The 22,047-nt window shown below is 49.4% G+C and carries 23 protein-coding genes and 1 pseudogene; 19 read left to right on the forward strand and 5 right to left on the reverse strand.

From position 1 onward, the window contains the following. Window positions 1-66: 66 nt before the first annotated feature. From ACJHVI_RS00335 to ACJHVI_RS00345, 3 genes are all read right to left on the reverse strand, one after another. The gene (locus tag ACJHVI_RS00335) at window positions 67-1,257 is read right to left on the reverse strand and encodes a BaiN/RdsA family NAD(P)/FAD-dependent oxidoreductase (RefSeq protein ID WP_483182593.1); all 1,191 of its coding nucleotides are present in this window, start codon (window positions 1,255-1,257) and stop codon (window positions 67-69) included. After that, entirely contained in the window at window positions 1,236-2,243 is a 1,008-nt protein-coding gene (gene argF, locus ACJHVI_RS00340) for an ornithine carbamoyltransferase (RefSeq protein ID WP_483182594.1), read from the reverse strand. Before argF ends, ACJHVI_RS00335 begins: the two co-directional genes overlap by 22 nt. A 97-nt stretch (window positions 2,244-2,340) precedes the next feature. Continuing rightward, the gene (locus ACJHVI_RS00345; RefSeq protein WP_483182595.1) at window positions 2,341-3,825 is read right to left on the reverse strand and encodes an RNA ligase; all 1,485 of its coding nucleotides are present in this window, start codon (window positions 3,823-3,825) and stop codon (window positions 2,341-2,343) included. Between the two features lie 64 nt (window positions 3,826-3,889). On the opposite strand from ACJHVI_RS00345, the gene ACJHVI_RS00350 reads away from it, so the two are divergent. From ACJHVI_RS00350 to ACJHVI_RS00425, 16 genes are all read left to right on the forward strand, one after another. Then, on the forward strand, window positions 3,890-4,171 hold the full coding sequence (locus ACJHVI_RS00350; protein WP_483182596.1) for a hypothetical protein: 282 nt from the start codon (window positions 3,890-3,892) through the stop codon (window positions 4,169-4,171). 118 nt (window positions 4,172-4,289) lie between these two features. Next, window positions 4,290-4,772 (forward strand): CBS domain-containing protein, encoded by a 483-nt coding sequence (locus ACJHVI_RS00355; protein WP_483182597.1) that lies wholly within the window; start codon window positions 4,290-4,292, stop codon window positions 4,770-4,772. A gap of 3 nt (window positions 4,773-4,775) precedes the next feature. Then, window positions 4,776-6,101, forward strand: coding sequence for an ArsB/NhaD family transporter (locus ACJHVI_RS00360; protein WP_483182598.1), 1,326 nt, complete (start codon window positions 4,776-4,778; stop codon window positions 6,099-6,101). 310 nt (window positions 6,102-6,411) lie between these two features. Then, the gene (gene ccoN / locus ACJHVI_RS00365; RefSeq protein ID WP_483182599.1) at window positions 6,412-7,839 is read left to right on the forward strand and encodes a cytochrome-c oxidase, cbb3-type subunit I; all 1,428 of its coding nucleotides are present in this window, start codon (window positions 6,412-6,414) and stop codon (window positions 7,837-7,839) included. Between the two features lie 20 nt (window positions 7,840-7,859). Further along, on the forward strand, window positions 7,860-8,537 hold the full coding sequence (ccoO, locus tag ACJHVI_RS00370; protein WP_483182600.1) for a cytochrome-c oxidase, cbb3-type subunit II: 678 nt from the start codon (window positions 7,860-7,862) through the stop codon (window positions 8,535-8,537). A 2-nt stretch (window positions 8,538-8,539) separates the two neighbouring features. After that, complete coding sequence (locus ACJHVI_RS00375) at window positions 8,540-8,728, forward strand: cbb3-type cytochrome oxidase subunit 3 (protein WP_483182601.1); 189 nt, start codon at window positions 8,540-8,542, stop codon at window positions 8,726-8,728. Beyond that, a complete protein-coding gene (gene ccoP / locus ACJHVI_RS00380; protein ID WP_483182602.1) occupies window positions 8,725-9,666 on the forward strand; it encodes a cytochrome-c oxidase, cbb3-type subunit III in 942 nt (313 codons plus the stop codon). Before ACJHVI_RS00375 ends, ccoP begins: the two co-directional genes overlap by 4 nt. A gap of 126 nt (window positions 9,667-9,792) precedes the next feature. After that, the gene (gene ccoG, locus ACJHVI_RS00385) at window positions 9,793-11,166 is read left to right on the forward strand and encodes a cytochrome c oxidase accessory protein CcoG (RefSeq protein ID WP_483182603.1); all 1,374 of its coding nucleotides are present in this window, start codon (window positions 9,793-9,795) and stop codon (window positions 11,164-11,166) included. Then, on the forward strand, window positions 11,163-11,669 hold the full coding sequence (locus ACJHVI_RS00390; RefSeq protein WP_483182604.1) for a FixH family protein: 507 nt from the start codon (window positions 11,163-11,165) through the stop codon (window positions 11,667-11,669). Before ccoG ends, ACJHVI_RS00390 begins: the two co-directional genes overlap by 4 nt. Then, window positions 11,670-14,072: a heavy metal translocating P-type ATPase gene (locus ACJHVI_RS00395; protein ID WP_483182605.1), complete on the forward strand. Its 2,403-nt coding sequence runs from the start codon at window positions 11,670-11,672 to the stop codon at window positions 14,070-14,072. A 166-nt stretch (window positions 14,073-14,238) separates the two neighbouring features. Further along, a complete protein-coding gene (locus ACJHVI_RS00400) occupies window positions 14,239-14,478 on the forward strand; it encodes a hypothetical protein (protein ID WP_483182606.1) in 240 nt (79 codons plus the stop codon). After that, window positions 14,429-14,911 (forward strand): PIN domain-containing protein, encoded by a 483-nt coding sequence (locus ACJHVI_RS00405; protein ID WP_483182607.1) that lies wholly within the window; start codon window positions 14,429-14,431, stop codon window positions 14,909-14,911. The genes ACJHVI_RS00400 and ACJHVI_RS00405 overlap by 50 nt, the downstream gene beginning before the upstream one ends. A 54-nt stretch (window positions 14,912-14,965) precedes the next feature. Further along, complete coding sequence (gene ccoS, locus ACJHVI_RS00410; RefSeq protein ID WP_483182608.1) at window positions 14,966-15,151, forward strand: cbb3-type cytochrome oxidase assembly protein CcoS; 186 nt, start codon at window positions 14,966-14,968, stop codon at window positions 15,149-15,151. Further along, window positions 15,144-16,694, forward strand: coding sequence for an exodeoxyribonuclease VII large subunit (gene xseA / locus ACJHVI_RS00415; protein ID WP_483182609.1), 1,551 nt, complete (start codon window positions 15,144-15,146; stop codon window positions 16,692-16,694). The genes ccoS and xseA overlap by 8 nt, the downstream gene beginning before the upstream one ends. Window positions 16,695-16,761: 67 nt before the next feature. After that, window positions 16,762-17,595 (forward strand): C40 family peptidase, encoded by an 834-nt coding sequence (locus tag ACJHVI_RS00420; protein WP_483182610.1) that lies wholly within the window; start codon window positions 16,762-16,764, stop codon window positions 17,593-17,595. 27 nt (window positions 17,596-17,622) lie between these two features. Next, window positions 17,623-18,387, forward strand: coding sequence for a J domain-containing protein (locus ACJHVI_RS00425; RefSeq protein WP_483182611.1), 765 nt, complete (start codon window positions 17,623-17,625; stop codon window positions 18,385-18,387). Between the two features lie 15 nt (window positions 18,388-18,402). Here ACJHVI_RS00425 and ACJHVI_RS00430 read toward each other — a convergent pair whose 3' ends face one another. Beyond that, on the reverse strand, window positions 18,403-19,827 hold the full coding sequence (locus tag ACJHVI_RS00430; protein ID WP_483182612.1) for a YihY/virulence factor BrkB family protein: 1,425 nt from the start codon (window positions 19,825-19,827) through the stop codon (window positions 18,403-18,405). Window positions 19,828-19,901: 74 nt separating this feature from the next. Here ACJHVI_RS00430 and ACJHVI_RS00435 point away from each other — a divergent pair, with 74 nt between their 5' ends. From ACJHVI_RS00435 to ACJHVI_RS00445, 3 genes are all read left to right on the forward strand, one after another. Further along, window positions 19,902-20,345 carry a universal stress protein gene (locus ACJHVI_RS00435; protein ID WP_115218352.1) on the forward strand — a complete coding sequence of 148 codons (444 nt, stop codon included), beginning with the start codon at window positions 19,902-19,904 and terminating at the stop codon, window positions 20,343-20,345. Continuing rightward, window positions 20,342-20,830: a hypothetical protein gene (locus tag ACJHVI_RS00440; RefSeq protein ID WP_483182613.1), complete on the forward strand. Its 489-nt coding sequence runs from the start codon at window positions 20,342-20,344 to the stop codon at window positions 20,828-20,830. The genes ACJHVI_RS00435 and ACJHVI_RS00440 overlap by 4 nt, the downstream gene beginning before the upstream one ends. 74 nt (window positions 20,831-20,904) lie before the next feature. Then, a complete protein-coding gene (locus ACJHVI_RS00445; RefSeq protein ID WP_483182614.1) occupies window positions 20,905-21,747 on the forward strand; it encodes an FKBP-type peptidyl-prolyl cis-trans isomerase in 843 nt (280 codons plus the stop codon). Window positions 21,748-21,913: 166 nt separating this feature from the next. On the opposite strand, the pseudogene ACJHVI_RS00450 reads toward ACJHVI_RS00445, so the two are convergent. Beyond that, window positions 21,914-21,988: pseudogene (locus tag ACJHVI_RS00450) on the reverse strand (IS1595 family transposase); the annotation flags it as partial. Window positions 21,989-22,047: the final 59 nt, after the last annotated feature.

Raw genomic sequence — 22,047 nt, forward strand, 5'->3', positions numbered from 1 at the left:
CCGTGATTATAGCGATTAATTACTGATGAATGTTTACTGTCTAATGAGATAAATATTATCAAATGCTCACAAATGTTTGTTTAGGGCTTGGGCGCAGCACCAAGCGGAAGACCATGCCCATTGAAAATTATAGCCGCCCAGCCAACCGGTTACATCTAAGGCTTCGCCGATAACAAACATGCCCGGCTGCGATTTGACCGCCATTGTGCGCGGATCGAGGGCGCGCGTATCAATACCGCCGGTGCTGACTTCGGCTTTTTTCATACCTTCCGTGCCGCTGGGAATCAGGCGGTAATCCTGCAAAGCTTGGCTGATGGCTTGAATCTGTTTGTCGGCAAGTTCGGCAATCGGGCGCTGCGGATAAGGCGCGGCGAGGTGTTGTGCCAAAGCATTGGGCAAATGCTGTTTGAGCCATTGCGTCAGTGATTGCGGCGAATGTTGCGCTTTGGCTTGCTCCAAAGCATCGGCGGGACAATCGGGTAGGAAATTCAGATGAAGGGTTTCGCCTTTCTGCCAATAGCTCGAGACTTGCAAAATGGCAGGACCGGAGAGTCCGCGATGAGTAAAGAGCAGTTGCTCGGTAAAGGTAGGCGATTGTGCGGTGCGCAGGCTGACACGGCAGGATAAGCCAGCTAATTGCGGCATGGCTTCTGTCAGCGTAAAAGGAACAAGGGCAGGGCGGAAGGGAAAATTGGCAATGCCGAGGCTTTTGGCAAAACCGAGAGCGTGGTCGCTGGCACCTAATTTGGCGAAACTTGGTCCGCCACAGGCAAGTACGATTTGCGGGGCGCGGAATACACCTTGCGAGGTATGCAGGCAAAAGTCTTGTCCATCGCGCCTGATGCTGTCTACACAAGTATCGGTGTAAACAGGAATTTGTGCCGCATCTAAAGCCTCTTGCAGGGCGGCAATCAGTCCTCGGCTTTTTTGCCGGCAGAAGAGTTGTCCGAGGGTTTTCTCTTCATAGCTTAATCCCGCCGCTTCGCACCAAGCGAGAAAATCCCATTGGCTGTGCCGCGCCAAGGCGGAGCGGCAAAAATTGGGATTATGAGAGAGATAGGCATGCGGGGCGATGTCGCGATTGGTCATATTGCAGCGTCCGCCGCCCGAAACGCGGATTTTAGCGCCGATATCGGGATTTTTTTCCAGTATCGCAACGCGCAGACCGCGTGCGGCGGCATGAATGGCGCAATAAGTGCCTGCCGCACCACCACCGATAATCAAGGCATCGACGTTCACGCCTGATAATGCTCGCATAAGGTGGCGACTAATAAGGCTTTAATGGTGTGTATGCGGTTTTCTGCCTGATCGAAGACGATAGAAGCGGCGCTTTCAAAGACATTATGCGCGACTTCGATGCCGACTAATTTTTGCCGCTGATAAAAGGCTTCGCCGGTCGGGGTTTTGCGGTCATGGTAAGCGGGCAGGCAGTGCATGAATTTTGCATGCTCACCGGCGGTTTTCATGATTTCGGGCGTGATGCGGTAAGGCATTAGGGCAGGAATCCGTTCGTCCCAGACGCTTTTGTCTTCGCCCATTGATACCCAAATATCGGTATGGATAAAATCCGCGCCGGCCGCTGCCGCTTGTATGTCTTCCGTGATGAGGATTTTTGCGCCGCTGTTCTCGGCAAGTTGCTGTGCTTTATGCAAAATTTCCGCGTTTGGCTGATAGGCTTTAGGCGCGGCAATCCGCACGTCCATGCCCATCAATGCACCGGCGAGCAATAAGGAATTGCCCATGTTAAAACGCGCATCGCCCATATAGGCAAAGGCAATGTCTTGCAGCGGCTTGTCGCTGTGTTCCTGCATGGTCAGCAAATCCGCCAGCATTTGCGTGGGGTGGGCGAGGTCGGTTAGTCCGTTATACACCGGTACGGCGGCGAATTTTGCCAAGGCTTGCACGGTTTCTTGGGCAAAGCCTCGGTATTCAATCGCATCATACATTCTGCCTAATACGCGTGCGGTGTCGGCAATGCTTTCTTTGGCGCCCAATTGGGAATGTTCGGGGGATAAAAAGGTGCTGAAAGCGCCTTGATCTGCGCAGGCGACTTCAAAGGCGCAGCGGGTGCGCGTGCTGGTTTTTTCAAAAATTAAGGCGACGTTTTTGCCTTGCAGACGGCGTTTTTCCCTTCCTGCTTTTTTTTCGCTTTTCAATTGCGCGCTCAGCTCGAGCAATTCGCGCACTGCTTCCGCGCTGTGATCGGTCAAATCCAAGAGCGATTTTTGATACCAATAAGCCATGATTCCTCCAAAATAAGCAAAGTCGCCGATAATACGTTGTTTAGCTGGCGGCGACAATAAAAGCGCTTAATTCGGCGGCATTTTCGCGCTGTGCCGCTTAGCGGTAAAGAAAATGCGGTTCTTGTAAAAAACTTCGTATGCAAGCGATTTTTTCCGCTTCGTTTAGTTGATTGAACTGTTCTTGCTGCGCCTGAATGTGTTCAATCAAAGGATAAAATGCTTCGCCGAGGCGGTGTTTGTTTAATCTGTCTTCGAGCCTGTATTTCTTGTTGTAGCTGAAGAATGTTGAAATGAGGTAGTGGGGCGATTTGAGCTGAAACAGCAAGGCTTGGCTGTGCGCGTCAAAGACCATAAAGCCCTCATGCCGTACGGTTTTCAATAATTCCTTGAGTTCGCCGAAACAGATATTGCGCAAACGGGCAGGGCGGCGGATAGCGTAGGTTTCGCCGATTTCGTCTAAGCGGTCTTGGTTGAACATTTTGCCGTCGGTGACCTCTACCGCGCCGATTAAAGTCTCGCCTGAGGCTTCTTGAATGGTATGTGGGTCTGCGGCATCGTTAATCTCAAATAAAAAGGTATGGTTAGGATAGTTGCGGAATAGAGCTTCATAGGCCTGACAATGCTTTTTCGTCATTTGCGCATAAGAGTCGTCCAATGAGTTGGCGGTGGAATACAGCACTTGCCGATTGAAATTTGCCGCATAACTAGGGTGTTCGGGCGGCAAATTGACAAAAGTGCAGCAGCCTAAAAAACCATCGACTTTAACGACGGCGTCAATGCAGTGTGAATCCTCGATTGTTAGGGGAAAGCGGCTGTTTTCCGCCAGTCTTTCGCTGTAATTGAAGATCTTTTTAAAAGGGCGCACGATAATGTGATTGTATTTATCCAGTACCAAACCGCGCATTTCCAATAAGGCGGCATTAAAACGCTTGACCCGATGCGAATATTTCAGCAGCCGCAAATCAGGATATTGCGAAGACGTTTTGCTGACAAAATTTAGCCGTCCTAGGCGCAAATATTGCTCGCTGACATAAGTCTGCCTTGCCTCGTCAAAAGGCAAATCATGCTCGCCGATTGCCTGCATCTGCCGCATTAAATCGCGTAATTCCGCGCTCATACCGCGCACAGCAGGCACGACAATTTCGCCGCTGAGCCGCTGTCGGCGAATCCGCAAATAGGCGGCAATCACATCTTCGTCTTCTACCGCATGCCGATTTGAGAAAAAATTACTCAGACAATAGGTTTCGCAGCTTAAGCCGTATTTTTTTGCCTGTTCCAGCCATATCCGACAAGTGCCGGCAGTCTGATTGGTGTTGGAATTGATGATAAGCATCGCCTGTTGCGGATTGGTGCGTGCATGCTCGCAAGCCCTGCGCATCATCCTCTCGCCCCTTGCCTGCGCTGCTTTCACCGCCTCTGGCGACCAATGATACACCCCCTGCGCATCCGTCATCAGCAGATCATTTTCAATATGCACAATCTCCGCCTGCGGATACTGTTGCTGAAATTCCGCTATCTTCTGCGCGGCGAAAGTCGATTTGCCCGAGCCCTGATGCCCGCGAATCAGGATAAATAATTGCATAGCCGTTCCTTTTTGCTTATGTTAGGGGCGGATTATATTCAATTCCCAAAAACGAGGAGCGGCGATGATAGAAGTCTTGATCTTATTAGCTTTTGCCAAAATCCAAGAAGCGGCGAATACCGGCAAAGCATGGCAATCGGCAGCCGCTTATAGCGTTTTCAGTGTGCTGTGGAATCTCTTATTCAATCAGATGCCTTGGCTGCATATCGCTTTGCTCGCTCTTGTCGTTTTTGTCTATGTCTGGGGTTATTTTGCTTTATTGCGGCGTCTTAGCGATAGCATTCCCCTGTGGCTATTGGTATATATCGGCGGCGCATTCGCGCCTTTGCTATTGGCTTTTATCTAAGTCATATCTTATGAAAAACTTTTATTATTATATTGTTAACTTGTATTAAAAAATAAATTTGCTGCCGATTGCAAAGGCGGCTATATTTTGCGCGATTTTCATCAAAAGAGAGGTTGAGATGAGCGCAAACTGTAGCAGCATCATGATTGCTGAGCCGAGAATTTTACATCCTAAAATGACGATTAAAGAAGTATTTCCGATTATTCGACAGGTGGGTACGCGGTTTTTGCCCGTGGTGGACGATGCCGGCGATTTTGTCGGCACTTTTTCCAGCATGACGTTGATTAAGCTCTTGCTGCCCAGCAGCGTGAGCATTAAAGAGGGGAAAAATCCTTTTGATTTGATGTTTATGCAAACCACGCTGGATGAGTTGGGGGAGCGTTTGCAAGAAATCGGCGATTCTTTGATTACGGATTATATTTTTGAAGACGATGTGCCGACTTGCACGCCGCAGACCTCTATTATGGAGGCTTTGAATCTGCTGTATCACTATCATTATCATGTGGTGGTGCTGGCGCCTGATAGCCGTCAGTTTTTAGGCGTGATTACGGTCAAGGGTGTGCTGGATTCTATTTATGCGACTTTGCGGGATGAGGAGTAAGCCATGCATGAGCATGCTGCCATTTTTGGCATAAATCCGATGTGGTTGTCGGGCATTATTTTGGTGATAGTCTATATCGTATTGATTACGGAGAAATTGAATCGCTCCGTGATTGCTATTTTAGGCGCTTGTTTGATGATTTACTGCGGTTTGCTCAATCAGCAGCAGGCGATTGACGCGGTGGATTTCAATACGCTGTGGCTTTTAATCGGCATGATGATGTTGGTCAGCATTACGGCGAAAACAGGCGTGTTTCAATATGTGGCGATTAAGGCGGCGAAGATGGTGCGCGCCGATCCGATGGGGATTTTGCTGATGATTGTGGTGATTACGGCGGTGTTTTCAGCGCTGCTGGATAACGTTACTACGGTGCTGCTTATCACGCCAGTAACTTTGCTGATTACCGAGCAATTGCGCGTGCGCGCTTTCCCTTATTTATTCGCCACGATTATTGCGGCGAATGTGGGCGGCACGGCGACTTTAATCGGCGATCCGCCTAATATCATCATCGGTTCCTCCGTTAATTTGAGCTTTAGCGATTTCTTGGTGCATATGGCGCCAATTGTGAGTATTATTCTATTGATTTTGTGCGGTTATTTTTGGTTGTTCTATCGCAAGCACCTATCCGCTACTTTGCGCGCTCGCGCGAAAATTATGCGTTTTAATGAGAAAGAGGCGATTCACGATGCGGCTTTGCTGAAAAAATCGGCAGTGGTGTTTGCATTGGTCTTGCTGGGCTTTATTGTAGGGCATCCTTTGCATATCGAGCCGGGCACGGTGGCTTTGTCTGGCGCAGCATTGCTGATGCTGCTGGCTTACGGTAAGCAGCCTGCGGAAAAGCAGGGCGAAAGCATTCATCATGTTTTTTCCGAAGTGGAATGGGTAACGATTTTCTTCTTTATGGGCTTGTTTATCATTGTGGGCGCGGTTGAGCACAGCGGTTTGTTGGCGATTTTGGGCGACAAATTGATAGCGGCAACTAACGGCGACGTAGAGAAAATGGCTTTTGCCGTTTTATGGGTTTCTGCCGTTTTATCCTCGATTTTAGACAATATCCCCTTTGTCGCAACCATGATTCCTCTACTGGAATCCGCAGGGGCGAATATTGCGCAAGAAACCTTCCAACCGGTGTGGTGGGCATTGGCATTGGGTGCTTGTTTAGGCGGTAACGGTACATTGATCGGCGCCAGCGCAAATTTGACCGTCGCCGCTTTTGCAGAAAAAGCCAAGCAACCTATCGGTATGCTGCAATATGTCAAATACGGATTCGGCTTAATGTTGGCTACCGTTTTATTAGCGCATATCTATTTGTGGCTGCGCTATTTTTAAGCATAAGCAACCAAAGCGGCGACAGCCGCTTTTTTATTAACTAAGTCTTGCTTATAAAAATTTCTTTAGTAAAAAGAGAGAGATTTCAAATAGAACTAAAAGAGTTCTGTTAGTCGATTGATTTTTAAGGTTAAAAAATAACACCTACATTAATGAATGTATTGTTATGAATTTTTAGTCATGCTATGATGCCGATACTTATTTAATTGGGAAAGCTCGGGCATTTCCAATTAGAAGTTGGCTAGTTATCTAGACAAGTACGCAGCATCACTGCTGCATTGGACATTAACTTTACAAAATGAGGCGCGACATGACCGTAGATACAACCTACAACTACAAAGTCGTTAAGCAATTTACTTGGGCTTCTATCCTTTTCGGAGTGGTGGGAATGCTCGTCGGGGTAATCATCGCTTATCAGCTTTATAATCCACATTTTCTTGAAAATATTCCTTGGTTACATTTTGGACGCTTGCGTCCCGTACATACCAGCGGCGTAATTTTTGCTTTCGGCGGCAATGCCCTGTTTGCCACCTCTTATTACATTGTGCAGCGTACTTGCGGCGTGCGTCTATGCTCCGACAAATTGGCTGCTTTCACTTTCTGGGGCTTCCAATTAGTCTTGGTCTTAGCCGTATTAAGCTATATTTTGGGCTACTCTCAAGGTAAAGAATATGCCGAATTGCCATGGACTTTGGATATTCTGCTGACCATCGTATGGGTGGCTTATGCAGCAGTATTCTTTGTTACTATCGGTCAGCGCAAAGAAAAGCATATCTATGTAGGCTTGTGGTTCTATGCCGCCTTTATTATCGCGGTCGCCGTTTTGCATATTTTCAATAACTTAGCTCTGCCAATCGATTGGATTTATTCTTATCCGGTCTATTCCGGCGCGGTCGATGCCATGGCACAATGGTGGTACGGTCATAATGCGGTAGGTTTCTTCTTAACCGCAGCTTTCTTAGGCATGATGTATTATTTTGTTCCTAAGCAAGCCGGTCGCCCGATTTTCTCTTACCGTCTTTCCATCATGCACTTCTGGTCGCTGATTTCCATTTATATGTGGGCAGGTCCGCACCATTTGCACTACACCGCTTTGCCTGATTGGACGCAATCATTGGGTATGGTGTTTTCAGTAATTCTGTGGGTGCCTTCATGGGGCGGTATGATTAACGGCATGATGACGCTGTCAGGTGCTTGGGATAAATTGATTACCGACCCTATTATCCGCTTCCTGTTCTTAGCACTGTCTTTCTACGGCATGAGTACTTTCGAAGGACCGATGATGGCAGTGAAAACGGTTAATGCCTTATCACACTATACCGAATGGACGGTTGCTCACGTGCATTCCGGTGCTTTGGGTTGGGTGGCGATGATTACCATGGGCTCTCTATACCATATGCTGCCGCGTTTGTATGGTAAAACCGAGATGTATTCGACCAAGCTTATTTTCGTTCACTTCTGGTTGGCAACGATTGGTATCTTGCTTTACACCACGTCTATGTGGGTGGCGGGCATCATGGAGGGTTTGCTGTGGCGCGAAACTTTCCCGGATGGCACCTTAACCTACTCATTCCTTGAAATCGTAGATAAGAAGTATATCTATTGGCTTGTACGCCTAATCGGCGGTGTGGTATTCCTCGCAGGCATGTGCTTAATGGCTTATAACTGCTTGATGACCTTGCCGCGCAAAGACGAAGCCAAGCGCAGCGCGCAAACGGCTAATCCGCAAACAGCATAAGCCGACAAGGAGAATAAAAAATGAAATTCAGTCATGAGAAAGTTGAAAAAAGCATCGTATTGCTCGGCGTACTCTCTACCTTAACGGTCATTTGGGGCGGACTGGTACATATCGTTCCTTTGCTTAACGATAAATCGGTACGTCCCGATGCCGAGAATACTTTTGTTAAACCTTACGATCCTCTGCGTTTGGCGGGTTTTAACATCTATGTACGCGAAGGCTGCTATAACTGTCATTCGCAAATGATTCGTCCCTTCCGTTGGGAGACCGAGCGTTACGGGCATTATTCTTTGGCGGAAGAATCCGCTTATGACCGCCCGTTCCAATGGGGCTCAAAACGTACAGGTCCTGATTTGGCGCGTGTGGGCGGCAAATATTCGGATGAATGGCATATGCTGCATTTGATTGATCCCCGCAGCCGCGTGCCGCAATCGAATATGCCTTCCTTCCCTTGGTTGGCAGATACCGAGGCAAATGTGGATTTAACGCAAAAAAGCATTAAAACCAAAATCAAATTGGGCGAACCTTATACGGCGCAAAACTTCCCTGAGCAAGCCGGCGGTGCAACAGGCAATACCTTGTTGACCAATGAGCAGATTGATGCCTGGGTAGTGGAGTCTTTGCAAGGCAAAACCGAGCTTGATGCGATGGTGGCTTATTTGCAGGGATTGGGACGTGCCTTTAAGGAAAAACGTTAATTATGGACATGTGGAGTTTTATTACTGTGGTGGTGTTTACGGCATTTATCGGTATTTGCCTGCTGACGATGCTGCCTACTTCGGATAATAAAAAACCCTATCAGGATGCCGAAAAACTGGCGCTCAAAGATGATGATTCAGAACTCATTACGCCGCGGCATCCGACATCAGACAAGAGGACAAAATCATGACAGTTGCGCTCTTTATTGGCATCGTAACGATTATACATATCGTGGGTTATGCCGTTTTTGTATATTGGACAACGCGCCTATCACCGGAAGATGTGCCTGACGGTGAGATTATTGACCACACTTGGGACGGCGATTTAAGAGAGGTGAATAACCCTTCGCCGCGTTGGATTGTAGTATTATTCTACGCCATGATTCTTTTTGGCGCAGTATATTTGTTAGCTTATCCGGGCGCATTCGGCGATAAATTCCAAGGCTTTTTAGGTTGGTCGCAAGTCGGACAATATGAGCAGGAAAAAGCCGAAGATGACTCACGCTCGGAAACCTATTTCAGAGTATATGCGGAGAAAAGCATAGAAGAGCTGGCTAAAATGCCGGCGGCGGTAGCTTCCGGTCAGCGGATTTTCTTAAATAACTGTGCGGTTTGCCACGGACAAAATGCCAAAGGTGCTGCATTGGGCTATCCTGATTTAACCGACGGCGATTGGATTTGGGGCGGCGACGAGGCGGCTTTGATTGCCACCATTACCCATGGCCGCAACACAATTCCCGGACAAGGTATGCCGGCAGGCGGCGCATTGATTGATGTGAATAATCCGCAGCCGGATGACGAGCATAAATTAGATGCGGTGGCGCATTACGTTCGTCAATTAGGCGGTCATCAAGACGTTGATGCGACTTTGGCGGCAGAAGGTAAAACCTTATACGATCAAACCTGTATTGCCTGTCATGGTGCTGACGGCACAGGAAACACTTTGCTTGGCGGGCCGAACTTAGCCGATGATATTTGGCTTTACAGCGTGGACGGCAATATCGAAGATATTAAGGCGCAAATTGTTAAGCCTGTGAATAATGTGATGCCGGCTTGGCAGGAATGGTTAAACGAAGGCCGCATTAAAGTAGTTGCTGCTTACGTTTACTCATTAAGCAATAAAGAGTAAGATGCCTAGATGATTTATAGGCACAAGCCCGACATTGTGTCGGGCTTTTTTCATAAGCGGCATAAAACGCAGCGCGTTTATTCTATATAACATCAATTTCGCCGCTTGTTAAATCATGAGGTAAACATGGCAAGTCAAACGCTTTACGAAAAACACGTCAAGATAAGACCGCGTCCTGTGCGCGGACGCTTTCAAAATCTGCGCATCACATCCTTATTAGTCTTACTCGGCATTTTTCACATTCTGCCTTTATTCCAATGGAATGGACGGCAGGCGATTTTATTTGATTTGAGCGAGCGGCGTTTTTTTGTATTCGGACTGAATATCTGGCCGCAAGATTTTATTTTATTGGCTTTTGTCTTATTAGGCTTGGCGCTGATTTTATTTTTTGCCACCTCTTTATTGGGGCGCGTCTGGTGCGGCTATGCCTGTCCGCACACGGTTTATAATGAAGTCTTTATGTGGCTGGAGCAGAAATTTGAAGGCAACCGTTCCGAGCAATTGAAATTAGCACGCCAACCTTGGACGAGCAAGGAAAAATGGCTTAAACGCGGCAGTAAATATCTTTCTTGGCTCGTGGTGGTTATTTGCACAGGCATTGGCTTTGTAGGCTATTTCACGCCGATTCGTGAATTAGTCGTGGATTTCTTTACCCTTAAAGCAGCGCCGGCACATTATTTTTGGATTGCCTTTTACGGCGGCTTTACTTGGCTGCAAGCCGGCATTGTGCGCGAGCAATTCTGCAAATATATGTGCCCTTATGCGCGTTTTCAGGGCGCGATGTTTGACCGCGATACTCTGATTATCGCCTATGATGAAAATCGCGGCGAGCCGCGCCGGCGTTTGAAAAAAGCCGATCGCGACAATCCCGAGCATCTCGGTTTCTGCGTCGATTGCACCATGTGCGTGCAGGTCTGCCCCACAGGAATTGATATTCGCGAAGGCTTGCAATTGGAATGTATTGCTTGCGCCGCCTGTATCGATGCCTGCGACAATATGATGGATCAAATCAATGCGCCGCGCGGTCTAATCCGCTATACCTCCACCAATGCCTTGGAAGGCAAAAAGACCCGTTTTGTACGTCCCAAAACCTTGGGTTACGGTCTAGTGCTGAGCCTGGCCTTCGTGCTGTTTATTTTTATGATTATTACCAAGAGCGATGTGGAAATCGATGTGATTGCCGACCGCAATATGCTGTCGCGCGAAATCCGCGGTGGTAAAATTCAAAATGCCTACACCATTCAGGTCTTGAATAAGAGCGAGCAAGAGCGGCGCTTTATGATTGGCACGCGCGGTTTGCCCGATGCGGAAATCGAGAATAATGCGGTATTTAGCATTGCGCCGAGCGAAGTGCACCAAATGGTGGTTAGTTTGAATGTGCCGCAAGCCTCTTTAAACGGCAAATTGATGACGAAATTTGAGTTTACTGTGGCACCTGAGGATGCGCCTGATAATGTGCATGCCAAAGAAGCGGTCTTTACCGGAAAATTGAAACGATGAGTGAAATAAGCCCGATACAGGCGGCGAAAAAGCCGCCGCTGCCTTGGTATAAAAACTATATTTTAATCCTGATGATTTTCCTGCCGCTGTTTTCGGTGGCGGGTTCGATTGCGACATTGGTCCTAGCAATTAAAAGCGATGAATCCGCCGTAATGCAGGGTTATTACAAAGACGGTTTGGCACCGCGGCAATTGGCGGCTTCCGCCAAATCGCAGCGCATTCAGGCGGAAATCGCGCAAGGCATTTTGACCTTGCAGGGCAGTGAAGAGCCGGTATTACTGTTGAAATTGGAACATCCTACGCTGGATGCCAAAGACCAATCTTATGAAATCGCGCGCAATGCGGCAGGTCAATATCCGCTCAACCCCGCCATTTTGCAGCATTTGCAAATGCAGCGCTGGTATGTGCAAGTCTCCGACAAGGCTCTGACATGGCGCATCAGCGGCGAAGCGCATGGACAAGTCAACGGGCAGAAATTGCCGATTTCCCTTGACGCCAATTAAATGAACGAACATTGCTACCATTGCCAAGCAGCGATTCCGGTCGGCACGGCGGTTCGCGCCACGATTGAGGGAGAAGAACGCGCATTTTGCTGCCATGCCTGCTTGGGGGTAGCGGAGCTAATTAGCAGCTGCGATTTAAGCCGTTATTATGCCGTGCGCGAGAATGCCGCACCGCGTCCGCAAGTCCAAAATGATGCCAAGTGGCAGGCTTACGATATTGCCGAAATTGCCAGACAGTATGTGCATCAGCAAGACGGGCAGTCGGAAATTCATCTGTATATCGAAGGCATTCATTGCGGCGCCTGTGCTTGGCTGATTCGCAGCGTGTTGAAAGAACAATTGGGCTTGGAAGAAGTCTTCGTGAATGTCAGTACGGCGCGGGCGGAAATTCGCTATGGCGAAGACGTCAAACTCTCGCACATTCTTGCTGCCATTGCCTCATTGGGCTATGTGCCGAATCTATTCAGCCCCGAAGAAACCGAGCGCCGCCAAAACCGCCTGCGCAACCAGCATTTGCTGCGTTTGATTGTGGCGGGTTTGGGCATGATGCAGGTGATGATGTTTGCCACAGGCTTATATACGGGCGATTATTACGGCATCGAGCGGCAATATTCGCAGCTTCTGCGCTGGATTAGTCTGCTCTGTACCACGCCGGTGTTCTTTTATTCAGGGCTGCCGTTTTTGAAAAATGCTTTGGCGGCGCTGAAAATGCGGCGCGTGAATATGGACGTGCCGGTGGCTTTTGCCATTGCCGGCGCTTATTTCGCCAGTGTTTACCATACGCTGATAGGGCAGGGGGAAATCTATTTTGATTCCGTGACCATGTTTATTTTCTTTCTCTCTATCGGTCGCTTTTTAGAATTTATGACCCATCGCCGCGCGCGGCTGAACGATATCCGCTTCGCCAAACTGCTGCCCGAAGCGGTGGAACGGCGCGAAGCCGACGGCAGTTATCGCCTTTATCCGCTGGCGGTGATTCAAAACGGCGACGTGATTCGTGTCTTGCCGGCGCAGACGATAGCGATTGATGGCATTATCGTGCAGGGCAGCACGCGGGTTGACGAAGCGATGTTGAGCGGCGAAAGCACGGCGGTTAGTAAGGCGGTAGGCGATAGCGTCTTGGCAGGCAGTCATAATCTCGCCAGTCCTGTGGACGTGCAAGTCAGCGCTACCGGACAGGAAACGACCCTTGCCGGCATCCGCCGCCTGATGGCAAGAGCGGAGCAGCATAAAAGTGTGCATATCGAGCGTAATCAGGAAATTGCCAATTGGACGATTCTCACCGTCTTAATTTTGGCGGCGCTCGGCTATGTGCTGTGGCAATTTATCGCGCCCGAACGCGCATTTGAAATCGCACTGGCGATTTTGGTGGCGACTTGCCCTTGCGCCTTATCGCTGGCTACGCCGGCAGCCCTAACCGCCGCCATGAACCATGCCCATGCCCACGGTGTATTGATTAAACAAAGCGATACGCTCGACCGTCTGCCGACAGTACGGCATATCCTTTTTGACAAAACCGGCACATTGAGCGAAGGCGATTTCCGCTTGATGGATGCGCATTTTGCCGATGAACAAGAGGCGGATTTTCTGTGGCAAATCGTCAAATCCCTGCAAATGCACAGCCCGCATCCGATTGCTTGGGCAATGAGCCGACATAGCCCTGCTGTCGCCTTGCCGCTGAATAATGTGCAGCAAATGCCCTCGCAAGGCGTATGCGGCGATTACCAAGGGCAGACATGGGCGGTGGGCAATGCGGCATTGATACGGCAAGTCTTTTCGCATTTGTCTCTGCCGAACCTGCAAGCGGATACAGGCGTGGCGGTTTATCTGGCGAATGCTCAAGGTTTGCAGGCGCAATTTGTTTTTGCCGATCCGCCGCGCGCCGATTTAGCCCATATCATGGCAAAATTAAGCGGCTATCAACTGCATATTGCCAGTGGCGACAAAAGCGAAAATGTGCGCCGTATCGCCGAAATATGCGGTATTGCCGACTATCATGCCCAAATGCTGCCCCAAGACAAATTGCATTATTTGCAGAGTCTGGATGCAGAGGCTTTGATGATTGGCGACGGCATTAACGATGCGCCGGTGATGGCGGCGGCGGCGGTATCGGTGGCGGTGGGCAAAGCCAATCCGCTCTCGCAAACGCAGGCGGATATTGTGCTGCTGCAAGGCGGGCCGGAGCTCTTGCCTTATTTGTTCGAGCTGGCGCAGCGCGCGCGGCGCATCATGCGGCAAAATCTGTTTTGGGCGAGTGTTTATAATGCCTTGGTTGTGCCGCTGGCAATTTGCGGCTATCTCACGCCGTGGATTGCCGCTTTGGGCATGTCGGCAAGTTCTTTATTGGTGGTACTGAACGCCCTGCGCATCAGCCGTATGCCTGCGCCGAAAGAGATGGCTTAAGCATAAGCAGCCGCATCTTGCGCTTTACCGATTTAGCATATAGTCTTTAAGTTTTACAGGGGAATTGCTGCATTTTTTTGCAAAATAGTTGCGTATCCATATCTTTCTTCACAGAAGAAATGATATGAAAATTATCTTTGCCATGTCCATAAAACGAGGAGCCGCCATGCTTACTTTAGAATTACCCGCCCATATTGAAACCATCATTATCCAAACCGCCCAAAAACAAGGCATCAGCGTTAGCGAGTTGATGCTCAATAGCTTCAAGCAACAGCATTTATTAGCCGATAATTATCCGCAAGGCGATGTGCGGCGCTTAAAAGGCATGATTAATACGCAAATTCAAGCCGGTATGGATGATATTAATCACGGCATTGAATTGGGTGCGCTATATGGAGAAAGATAAAGCACAAGCGTTTTTAGTCGGTATTGATACGAATGTATTGCTGCGCTACATCTGCCAAGATGATGAAACACAATCCCCAATCGCCAGTATGTTTTTGGAAAATTTAACAGAAACGCATCAGGGCTTTATCAGTAATATTGTGGTGGTGGAATTGATTTGGGTATTAAGCCGTACCTATAAACAATCGCGCCAAGCCATTGTCGGAGTGCTAGCCGAATTGTTTTCAATGCCGGTATTCGTTTTTGAAGATAGAACCTTATTGCTTAAGGTATTAGATGCTTATCGTCAGAGTAAAGCGGATTTTTCGGATTTGCTGATTCATGCCATCGCTGAGAAAAATACTTGTCAATGTACGCTGACTTTTGACAAAGTGGCTTATACGCAAGCGGGAATGCGCTCATTATCTGATTGGCTATTGCCAAATAATGATTAATGCTGCTTTTCCCATTTTTGCCGCGATGCGTATGGATTTATTCAAGAGGTTTTTATGGAAATTTTATTTTTGCTGATTCCGATTTCTTTGGTTTTGGTTGTGGCGGCGGTATTTGCTTTTCGTTGGGCTTTGAAAAGCAGGCAATTTGAAGATTTGGATACGCCTTCCATGATTCCGCTGTTAGACGATACGCTGGAAGAGCGTGCCCGTCAGACAACAAAAGAGTCCGCGCATGAGTGAAAAAGTTTATCAAGTCAGCGAATTGAATGAGGCGGCGCGGGATTTGCTGGAAACGGGCTTTAGCCGTATCAGCGTGGAAGGAGAGATTTCCAATCTCAGCCGCCCCAGTTCGGGGCATTTGTATTTTTCTTTGAAAGACGCGCAGGCAAGCATTGCTTGCGCTTTGTTTAAGGGCAGCCGCTTTGCCTTGCGCATGGATTGGGCGGAGATTGCCAATGGTGTGCAGGTTCGGCTGCAGGGGCGGGTGAGTTTGTATGCGCCGCGCGGACAGTATCAATTGATTGCCGCGCAGATGGAACCGGCGGGTTTGGGCGCATTGGAGCGCGAGTACCAATTGCGCTTGCAGCGTTTGCAGGCGGAAGGAGTATTTGCCGCAGAAACAAAGCGCGAACCGCCGCGTCGCGCCATGCGCATCGGCGTGATCACTTCCCCCAGCGGCGCAGCGGTGCATGATGTGTTAAATACTTTGAAACGGCGCAATCCTGCGGCGCAAATCGTCATTTATCCCTGCATGGTGCAGGGCAAGGAAGCGCCAGCACAAATTATTGCCGCCTTGCAAGCGGCGAATCGCCGCCAAGAGTGTGAGGTTTTGCTCTTAGTGCGTGGTGGCGGCAGTTTGGAGGATTTGTGGGCGTTTAATGATGAAGCGCTGGCGCGCGCGGTGGCGGCAAGTGTTTTGCCGGTGATTAGCGGCGTGGGACATGAGGTGGATACGACTTTGGCGGATTTTGCCGCTGACAGACGCGCGGCAACGCCGACTGCCGCCGCTGAAATGGTCTCACCGCCTTTGGCTGATGAGGTTTTGCATTTGCAGCGGCGGCAGCAGCAATTGTCTCAAGACTTGGCGCGAGTTATCCGCCAACAGCAGCTTTTTGTGCGGCAATTGCAGGCGCGTTTGCTGCGCCAAGATCCACGTCGTCAGATTGAGCAACGCCAGCAGCGTAGCGATGAATTGCAGGGGCGTTTGCAGCAGGCGATGCTGCGGCGCTTACAACAGGCGGCATGGCAGCAAAGGCATGTGGCGCAGCGCTTGGCACTTTCTCATCCTGACAAACGATTAAGCGGCGAAATACAGAGATTAGCGCATTGGACGCAAAGTTTGCAGGCGCATCAGCCTTTGCGTCGTTTGGATAGTGAACATCATGCGGTAGCGGAAAAAGAGCGACGTTTGGTGGCAGCTTTGCAGCAACGGTTTCAGCTGGAAAAGCAGCATTTGCATTATCGGCAAGGACGGTTCGAGCGCGTGCAGCTTGCGCCGCGCGTAGTGGCGGCACAAGCGCAGTTGCAGCATCTGTCGCTGACCTTACAACGTCGGCAAGGCGGCTATCAAAGGCAAAAACAGCAGCAATTTAACGCCTTGGCGCAACGTCTTTCCTTGCTTAATCCTTTGGCGGTCTTGGCGCGCGGCTATGCGGTGGTGGAGAATCCGCAGGGTGAAGTGCTCAGCCGTGCGCAGGATGTGCAGTTGCAGGAGCAAATTTCCGTGCGCTTTGCCGACGGAGCAGTGCAATGTCGGGTAGAGAAGATTGTGCTTCAGTCCTAAACAAATTGTCAGATTTGGCATTCTTTCGGCATAATGGTCGAATAATGCCTTAATAAGGAAGATGACGATGAATATATTTAATTTTGATGATCATACGCTGGCGGATAAACGTCTAAGCACCGATTTGCCTGTCCGCGCCTATGCTTTAGTCAAAAGCAGCGATGCTTGGGTTTTTGCCGCGCCGGAAGCGGCATCGGCGCGGCTGACGCAGATGCTTTACGGCGAATCGCTGACCGTTCACGATCAGCAGGGCGATTTTTATTTCGTGCAAAGCCAGATTGACGCTTATTGCGGCTGGGTGCATGGCTCGATGTTGCGCCAGCTTGAGCAGTTGCCGGCCTTAAGCCCTTGGCGGACGCGCTTTGCCGCTCCTATGACGCGTAATCCCGATATGAAAAGCCCCTTATTGTCTTATTTGCCGATTGATTCCGTGCTTTATGTCAGTGCGCAGGAGCAAGACTATGTGCAGGTGCTTAACGGCGGCTGGATACATAAGCAGCATATGATGAATTTGCAGGAAAGGCTTGATATTGTCGCCACTGCACGCGCACAAATCGGGCGCAGCTATGTCTGGGGCGGTCGCGGCTTAGGCGGCTTGGACTGCTCGGCATTAAGCCAATTATGCTACCGCTTTGCCGGACGCAATTTACCGCGCGACAGCGATTTGCAGCAGAAATTCATGCAGCTGCATCATCAAGGCGTCAAGGGAACGGAACTACAAGCCGGAGATTTAATTTTCGTGCCGGGGCATGTGATGATTGCTTCAAACGTCGACACGATTGTTCATGCCAACGGTCATCATATGCGCGTGGTGGAGGAAAAAACCAAAGAGGCTTTATTGCGCATGAAAACGCAATTGGGCGATAAATTCGGCGTCAGCGCTTATCGTTGGAAGGATTAGTTTTTAGAGAGTGCAAAGGAAAAAGCCATGAGTAAAAATTATTATGACATCATCAAATTGCCTCAAAGCGCGACGCAGGCAGAGATTGACAAGCGTTTGGCGGAAATGGCAGCGCGAGAGATTCCTTCACATTTGCAATCTTTGTTTTTGCAGATACGGCATACCTTGGGCGACCCTCAGCGGCGGCGCAATTATGATGCGGCTTTGGCTGCCAAGCAGCAGCCGATTTCCGTAGCGCCGCAGGCGGAGAAAACGGATGTTGCGCCAAATAAGAATCATAGGGCAGACGAAAGGGCAAAGCCTACATTGCAAGCCAATCCCTATCAGGCGCCGACGACTAATTTGCAGAAAATCACTCAAGAAGAAGCGCCGCCTTTGTTCAATCCGAATGCCGCCGGTTTATGGTCTTTGCTTTTTTCGCCGATTTTCGGCAGTTATCTGCATCTGCAAAATTGTTTGGCTTTGGGCGATGAAGAAGGTGCCAAGGAAAATCGCAGCATGTTTTATACGATGATAGCGCTTTCCTCGGTCATCATCTTTCTCAGTGTTTTTGTGCCGAGCATCGGAGATAAAATTCCTAATGTGATTGGCTTGGTGCTCTTACTTCTGTGGTGGCTGAGAGTCGGCAAGAAGCATAAACTTGCCGTGCGGGAGCGCTTCGGCGATGATTATCCGCGCCGCAGCATGGCTAAGGCGGTGTTGATTGGTATCGGAATTTATGTGGCGGTATTTATCGCATTTTTCGTACTGATACTGATTGCGGACGCAATGGGGATTATTCATCTGGAATAATCGATTGTCTGCCGCTTATTTTCCCCACCGCCACCATGCCGTTTTGCCCTGCGCTTTTTTCTCCGCTTTTGCCGCGCGTTTGGCGGCGAAATAGGCTTCGCGTTCGGCTGCTTTTTGTGCACGCGCGGCTTCGCGGGCTTGGCGGCGCGAGCGGTATTCTTCCGCCTCGTCGCGTTTGACGGGGTTTTCACTGTCGTCATTAGGCATGCTTTGCTCGAGACGACTGAGGAATTCTTGTTCTAGTTGCTGATAAGCGCCGGAAAATTCAGGGAATGTGCCTTTGGGCGCGGCAAGAGCGTGATAGAGTTCGCTTAGGCGGTATTGTTCGGCGGGTTTGCTGGGCATATAGCGCGGCGGTTCGCCGCTGACTTCGCTAATCAGTTTGGCTTGAATCAGGCGGTCGAGAATCAGGCGGATTTTATAGGGCGTCGAGCCTGTACAGCGGTTAAAAAATGCCATGTCGGGTGCGCTTTGGTTGCGGTTATAGCGGTTTTGGCTAATCGCGTAGAGCATCAGCCCGAGTTTCATTTGTTCGTCGGCATACCATTGGTTTTCATTATAGGGCGAGAGTAGGGAAGGGATTTGCACAAGGCTGGCGACTTTCGCGCCCATTAAGAAAATAAGCCAAAGAAATTGCAGCCAGAACAAGAGAATAATCACGCTGGCAAAGCTGGAGTAAATCACGGAATAATTGGCGCTGCCGGCAATGAAGACGCTGAACATTTTCGAGACGGGATACCAAAGCAAGAGAAAGAATGCCGAGCCGGTAAAAGCGGCTTTCCAGCTCACTTTGCAATTGGGAATCCATGAGTACACGCCGGCAATCAGCACGAAGACCATGGTGGTCGGCAGAAAGCCGGTCAGTAATTTGAAGAGAGCGGACATGCCGGGGATATGCAGAAAAGGCTGCAGCCATGAGGCGTCTTTCATGCCCAGCATCATGGTCATAATGGCGCTGATTAAAAGCGGTGCGAGCAAAAGGGTGGTGAAATAGCCCATCAGGCGGGCGCGCAGCGAGCGGGCGTTTTCCACGCGCCAAATATCGTGCAGGGCTTGTTCGATGCTTTGCGAAATGTTTAAAACGGAGAAAAAGAGAAAAATCACGCCGATGATGCCGAGATTGCCGGCGCTGGTATTGGATACGAATTCCATTAGATAATTGACGACTTCCGCACCCGCGCCGCCCATCGGCGCAAATAAATCTTCCAACCAAGGTTCAATCACGCCGCGCAAGCCGAAGCCTTGCAAGAGCGCGAAGGCAACCGCCAAGAGCGGCACAAGGGTTAATAGGGTTACATAAACCAAGGATTGCGCATCTTTGGCAATGTTTTCTTTCATATAAGCACGGAAAATGGCAAAGGGTAAAAATTTTGCCCAACGCCATGAGCGCGGACCGCGATTGTTCCAGAGTTTTTCCCATAGTGCTTGAATAGAGAGCATGACGCATTCCTATGCAGTGAATTGAAGGGCTATGCTACAATAAAATCTGCCATTAAACGCAGTCGGAGGAAAAAATGTTGGGATATAAACATATTTTGTTGGTTACGGATTTGCGCGAAGACAGCGATATTGTCGCTGCGCGCGCAAAAGCGCTTTTGCATACGCAGGACGCGCATTTAAGCGTTTTGCATATTGTGGAAGAAACGGTATTGGCGGCAGGTTATGAAATCGTGCCGATTGTGCCGGTCGGCGATGAAAACGAGCTGACTTCGCAAGCACAGACTAAAATCCGCGAGTTGTTGCAGCGTCATGATTTGCAGGCCACCGTGCATATCGATACCGCCTTATCCACGCGACGCGGCATTTTGGATTATGCGCAAAACAGCAAGCCTGATTTGATTATTATCGGACGACATAAGCGTACGGGCTTGGCGTCTTTGCTCGGTGCGACCGCAGACGATATTCTGCCCGGCGTGGAATGCGATGTGCTGGTGGTGCGTTTAGGCGAGCCGGTATGAGTGTAAACGTTCAGCTGATAGCTGAGATTGACAACGCTGCTTTGGCGGCGTTGTTGCGTATTTACGGCTTGAAAACCGAAATCTTAGCCCCTGATGCGGAAATCCCCGGCAGTTTTTGGGGGGCGCCAGAGGCGGGATTGGTCAAAGATACGCTCTATATCCGCCCCGATACCCCTGTACATTCCGCCTTGCACGAAGCCTCGCATTGGATTTGCATGGATGAGGCGCGGCGCCATCAATTGCACACCGATGCCGGCGGCACGGTGCAAGAAGAATGCGCGGTCAATTATTTGCAGATTCTGCTTGCCGAACGTCTGTCTGATGTGGGGCGCGAGCAGATGCTCAAAGATATGACCGCTTGGGAATACAGCTATCGCGAAGGCAGCGTGTACGCTTGGCTGGCAGGCGACGGTCAGGAAGCCTTGCAATGGCTGAATGATTACGGCATTGCCGAGGGCGAAACGCTGACTATGCGCAAGCGTTAATCTTATGTAAAACTCGCGCAGGGCGAAATATGCGATACTGCGCCGACTGGTTCACAAATAATTGAGGATATTTTATGAAACGTAGTGTATTGGCAATGGCTTTGGCAGCGGCAGCAATCGGCGCGCAAGCGGCGAATTTGGAAAGCCAATCGGAAAAATCCGGCTATGCGGTGGGTGTAGATTTTGGACGCACCTTGTCGGAATTTAACAGCGATGCTAAAGAACTGATTAATTTCAATGCAGTAGTTGTAGGGTTCCGCGATGCTTTCGAGCAAAAAGAATTGCGCCTCACTGATGATGAAATGAATGCCGCTTTGGAAGCCTTATCTAAAGAAGTACAAGTAGTAATGCAGGAAAAAATCGAAGCGGCACAAAAAGAGTCGGTCGAAGCCAGCAAAAAATTCTTAGAAGAGAATGCGAAAAAAGAGGGCGTGAAAACCACGGACTCCGGCTTGCAATATGTGGTTAAAACCGAAGGCACAGGCAAGCAGCCGAGTAAAGACGATACGGTTAAAGTTACCTATGAAGGTCGTCTGATTGACGGCACAGTCTTCGACAAATCGGAAGAGCCGGTCAGCTTCGGCGTGAGCCAAGTGATTGACGGCTGGGTGGAAGGCATCCAATTGATGAAAGAGGGCGGCGAATACACCTTCTTTATCCCTTCCGAATTAGGCTACGGCGAATTCGGTCAGCCTTCAGCAGGCATTTTGCCGGGCGCGGCTTTGGTCTTTGATGTGAAATTGGTGGAAGTGGTTGCCGCTCCTAAACCTGAGGCGGTCAGCGATATCAGCACCCCTGCCATCGAAGAAGGCAAAGTGGAAGTGGTGGAAGTACGCGACAGCAAAGCAGCGGAAGAAAAACCTGCCGCCGAAGAAGCGAAAAGCGAGGAAAAGCCCGCAGAAGCGCATAAGCACTAAGTTTGTAGCGTGTTTAAAAACCGACCCATATGCGGTCGGTTTTTTATTTTCTGCGTATAGTCGAAGAATTGAAAAGGCTCTAGACTAGCAGAGTGATTGGTATAATTTATTGCAGAAGCGACCATAAATGTTTTTCTAAATCATCAATACTCTGCTTCCAGCGTCATTCGCATTCTTTCAAATGCCATTCGAAATTTTTGCTTACACCGTTAAATTTTGCAAGCCTTCTTTTGGTATAGTTTCTTCAGATTAAAATGAGACAATAAAAATTTTCAAAATATTGAAAAATATTTCAATATC

The organism is Suttonella sp. (assembly GCF_056855035.1).